Source organism: Candidatus Cyanaurora vandensis, assembly GCF_013285555.1.
In the GTDB taxonomy this organism is placed as follows: domain Bacteria; phylum Cyanobacteriota; class Cyanobacteriia; order Gloeobacterales; family Anthocerotibacteraceae; genus Cyanaurora; species Cyanaurora vandensis.
Genome location: NZ_JAAXLT010000122.1, coordinates 1 through 5,021 on the forward strand (window position 1 = coordinate 1; position 5,021 = coordinate 5,021).

The 5,021-nt window shown below is 52.6% G+C and carries 3 protein-coding genes and 1 pseudogene; all 4 read left to right on the forward strand.

The features are described from left to right. The coding region (locus tag HFM78_RS16250; RefSeq protein ID WP_396034963.1) for an RNA-guided endonuclease InsQ/TnpB family protein at positions 1-408 on the forward strand (408 nt) is incomplete at its 5' end. Between the two features lie 204 nt (positions 409-612). Then, positions 613-2,436 (forward strand): hypothetical protein, encoded by a 1,824-nt coding sequence (locus HFM78_RS08610; protein ID WP_287129028.1) that lies wholly within the window; start codon positions 613-615, stop codon positions 2,434-2,436. A gap of 321 nt (positions 2,437-2,757) precedes the next feature. Beyond that, complete coding sequence (locus tag HFM78_RS08615) at positions 2,758-4,581, forward strand: Ig-like domain-containing protein (RefSeq protein ID WP_287129029.1); 1,824 nt, start codon at positions 2,758-2,760, stop codon at positions 4,579-4,581. Between the two features lie 148 nt (positions 4,582-4,729). After that, positions 4,730-5,021 (forward strand): annotated as a pseudogene (locus HFM78_RS08620) (hypothetical protein); the annotation flags it as partial.

A 5,021-nucleotide genomic window follows, 5' to 3' on the forward strand; every position in this document is an offset into this window, starting at 1 on the left:
GACTTGGTGGTGTATGAAAAGTTGCAAGTGAAAAACATGGTGAAGAATCATCATCTAGCTAAGCGTATTTCTGATGCAGGCTGGTCACAGTTCACCACTGGGCTAGAGTACTTTGCGAAGGTATTTAAGAGAACAGTAGTTGCTGTGGCTCCACAATACACATCCCAAGGGTGTTCTAGCTGTGGCGTTATTGTTAAGAAGTCTCTTAGTACCCGCACGCATACTTGTTCCTGTGGGTGTGTATTGGATAGAGACATTAACGCAGCTCTAAATATCTTGGTTAAAGGCAGAAGTACCGTAGGACATAGGTCAAGTAACGCTTGGGTCGAGGCGATAGGCCTCCGTGACCGGAGGCCATACCGCTACGCATCAGGAGGTAACTCTAGGGGTCCGGTACCGGACCCCTGATGAGCAAGTTCTCTCGTGGAAGCAAGAATCCCCCGGCTTTAGCCGTGGGGAGTGTCAAGATAGGCGCTATTAATTAACCCGTATTTTGAAACCACGCCGTCTTTGCTAGAGGAACCCTAGGGGGTGCCATGTATCCTGGCCTACGTTAATTACTCTATTTTATGTGTATTTTAGGTAAGTTCTCGATAAAGCAGGGGTTTGGGGATGTTAGGTCGTTTGAAGCAATGTTCTTACCTTTTCAGCTTGGTGTTTTTGGTTGCGGTCCTAACTCAGGGGGTCAGGGCAGCAGCCCTCACGTGTACGGGCTTGACGGGGATTACCTCGGGTCAGATCGTGGGTGATCTGATCTTTGTCCAAGAGACTGTAACCGGACAACCCCACCATGTTGATTTTTTTGTGGATGGCGTTTTTGAGAATGAGCAGGAGGGGAAGCCTTACTACCTGGGGGGCGACGACATAAACGGTCCCTTCGGGTATGACACGAGCGCACTGGCCTACGGAACCCACCGGATTGAAGCTAAGGTCTACTCCAGCAGTTCTACCGTCGCCTGTACCAATACCGCCACGTTTGTCACCGCCACAGCGACTTGGAGCGGACTTCAAGACGGGCAACAGGTGACAGGGAAGATTTATGTCCAAGCCATCCCGACCGTCCCAGTGACTAAGATGGTCTTTGCCATTGATGGCGCGACGGTCTGGACTGAGGGTACTGTGCCCTACTTTCTGGGCGGTGACAATAATGGGACACCCTTCGGCTACAACACCGACACCTTGAGTTCTGGCGACCACAAATTGACGGTGACGGGTTATCCCAGCGCGGGGGGCAGCACGTTCAGTAGCACAATTTCCTTCAACACCGGCAGCAGTACGAGTGACTTTAGTGCAGCCCTGTCTCCTTATGCGCGTCATGAAACCGCAAGCAGTAAGAGCGTGGAGACCATCTTGAATGCCACCACTACGCCCGGACTACCGCTCTATGCTGGTTTCGCCGAGAAACGTCGAGCGATTGTCACGATGTATCGGAACGTCGGGATTGATATCTCCCTACCTGGTAGTGAATTGCGGAAAATCCAGCCTGAAAATTGGGCCGATATTACCCCCCAACCCCTCAGCGGCAACTATCTCCAGCCCTATTCGATTGACGCGCCTTTTTACCACAAAATCCCCGCCAACCCCCGTGTCGAATTACCCAGGGGTTATGTCAACTACGTCACCCTCGCCACCGAAGACGGCTCCAACACTCAACAGGGCTACACGATTGGTAAGGGGAGCGACCCCTTCCGTAAAGTCAAGCAAGTCAATAATCCCGTCACGACCTACACCCGTCGTGTCGCCGCCAATGCTAAAAGCGAGATTCCTGTGGGCGGTAGTGATAAACACCTGAGCTTTATTGACAGCACTGATAACACCGTCGTTACCTGCTACCACACCCGACTCAACAGCAATGGCGTAGACTTCGACTGTGATTGGGCGGGCTGGAGCGAGCTTGGGACGCTTGGTGACCAAGGTGGTGGGACCAATGCCACCGATATCCCCAATTTGGCGATGGTCCTGCGCGAAGGGGAGGCAACCCACCCGACCCGTCCCATCCCCCATGCCCTGAGCGGCCCGATGGGAATCAACTGGAAGGCTATCGTCTACCCAGGTCTAGGGATGGATGGCAGTATTGATAATCTCAACTACGGCCTAGTCCCCTACGGCGGGGTCATCCAGCTCGACCCCAACTTGGACCTAACCCAGATAACGGTAAACGGTCGGCCCCTGACCCTACCGGCCCTCCGGCTCCTCAAAGCCATTCAGGACTATGGTTACTATGTCATTGATAACCGCCCTGACAGTGTGCCGACCGATGGGGAGACTGGGCTGGGGATTTGGACAACGATCAATGCGTCGGAGTTCTCTCCTTTTGGGAACGCCAAAAACCACGGCACTGGGACTTCAGCAGGCGTTCTCTCCGTCCAAGATGAATTGAAAAGTGTTTTGAATAGCAACAAATTGTTTGTCGTGCCACCGCTTGTGAAACGTTAATCAGACTGAGGCGAGTCCGGGGTTTATCCCGGACTCGCTTTACTTGAGTCGCCTCAATACGAATAGAGACTGTTCTGGTGTTACCACAATGATTTGGGGAGATCAATTGTCAAAAGCCTCAAATCAGCTCTCCTTCATAAAAATTAATAACTACAAATTACGTGTTTAATCGCAAAAAATTACATAATTTAAACTAGACAATTACAAGCAATCACGAATTGTAGTTTAGCCCTAGCTTAATAACCGTAGCGAACTACACAGAACGCTAAAAACTCACCTAGTTTAATGACGGGAGTTTTGAGTAGCAAGGAGTTCACCTTAATGTTCAAATCTTGGCACTTGACCGTCTATGCATTGCTGGGTTGGTTGGGTACGACGGGCGTACAGGCTGCCACAGTGGCTTGTCAGGGCTTGACGGGATTAGAGGCTAACGAGATTGTCAGTGGGACTATTTTTGTTCAGGAGTCCGCTTCTGGGCCGGTGGACCGGGTGGAATTTTATGTGGATGACGAGTATGTCAACACGGAAAAAGGCGCGCCCTACACGTTAGAAGGGGAGCAAGATGGTGTGCCCAACGGCTATGAGACCGCTGAGTTGTCTGGGGGTAGCCATACCATCCGGGCGGAGGTCTACGACAACAATGGCTATGTTTGTAATAACTCGCTGCGATTTGTCAAAGCCGCCATGGGTTGGCAGGGACTCACGGCGGGTCAAGTCGTCACCGGGGAGCTCTTCGTCCAGGCCGTCCCCTCAGTGACAGTTACTAAAGTGGTCTTTGAAATTGATGGTGAGTATGCCTGGACCGAGAACCATGCGCCCTACTTCTTGGGGGGAGATAACGGCAATGAGAATTCGGCCAAGGGGTACGACAGCCTGTCCCTTAGAAAGGGGGTCCATACCCTCACGGCTACGGGTTATCCCAGTGCGGGGGGAGATGTTTTCTCGGCTACGGCTGAGTTCACGGTGGTCGGGACGACCGGAGCGACCGCTTTTAGTTCCAAACTCAGTCCCTACGGACCGCATGAGACGGCAAATACAAAGAGTGTGGGTACGATTTTTGACGCTACTAAAACCTTAGGATTGACGTTGGTGGAGGGCTTTGGGGATAAGCGTAAAGACATCATTGCCATGTACCGCGATTTTGGCATTGACCTTTCGCTACCGGGTTCTGAGCAGGGGCAATATCGGCCTGACAAGTGGTCCAAAGATACGCCCCAGCCCCTCGACGGCGATTATCGCCAGCCCTACTCCGAAGACGCACCCTTCTACCAAAAAATTCCTAGGGGTCCCCGGGTTGAACTGCCCACGGCCTACATCAGTTATGTCTCGCTAGCCACCGAGGGCGGCTCCAACACCCATCAGGGTTATACGATTGCCGACAAGAAGGACCCAGAACGCGAAGTCACCCAACGTAACAACCCGGTCACCACCTATACCCGCCATGTCAGTCCCGATGCTGAAGACGAGATCCCGGTAGGCGGTAGTGATAAACACCTGAGCTTCATTGATGGCAGTGATGACACCGTCGTTACCTGTTATCACACCCGGCTTGCCAACAACGGCGTAGATTTTGACTGTGACTGGGCGGGCTGGAGTGAGCTGGGTACGCTCGGCGACCAAGGCGGCGGAACGGACGCCGCGAAAATTCCGAACTTGGCAATGGTCCTGCGTGAGGGCGAAGCCACGGACCCAGTCAACCCGATTCCCCATGCTCTGAGTGGCCCAATGGGGATCAACTGGAAGGCAATGGTCTACCCGGCCCTGGGGATAGACGGTAACATTGACAATATCAATTACGGACTCGTCCCCTACGGCGGGGTGGTCCAGCTCGATCCCGACTTGGACTTAACCCAGGTCACGGTGGAGGGCCGGCCCCTGTCCTTACCCGCGTTTCGTCTCTTAGAAGCACTGCAGGACTACGGTTTTTATGTACTGGATAACCGTAATGATGATACACCGACCAATGCCTTCACCAGTCTGGGGATCTGGACGACGACCACCGCTGAGGAATTCTTGCCCTATAAAAACGGCAAGGTCAACGGCACCGGTCCCTCTGCCGGGACGCTCTCAGTCCAAGACGAACTCGTCAGTGTCCTCGAGCGTTATCGCGTCTACATCGTCCCGCCCGTGGTCAAAGCTGAGTAAGCTAGCCTAGGAACTTATACATAAGTTGCTTAGCTGAGAGGTAGCCTGAAATTACAACTTTTCCCCGGTTGTAATTTCTAGGCTGTTTATTTATGTTGATGCAGGGGCACGGAAAATTAAAACACAGAGATCATTTGGGAAGGTGCACATGGTTCGTTGTACATTAGCTTTGTTGGGACTCACCCTCAGTTTTCAAGCAGTTTTGGCCCAGGCCGGCAGTGGCGAACTTCAGATAACAACGCCGGATGAAAAGCTTGTTCCCCAGCGGATTGTTTTTAGTACCGTCAAAAAAGAAGTCCGGGCGGCGAAAAAAGTCACGCTCCGCAATGTCGGCAGTGGTCCTCTTGTCATCACTAGGTTCAATTTCACTGACTCTCCTGAGGTTATCAATGGTGTGCCGGGCCGGGAGAATGACTACAAACGGGCCATAGACTTCAAGC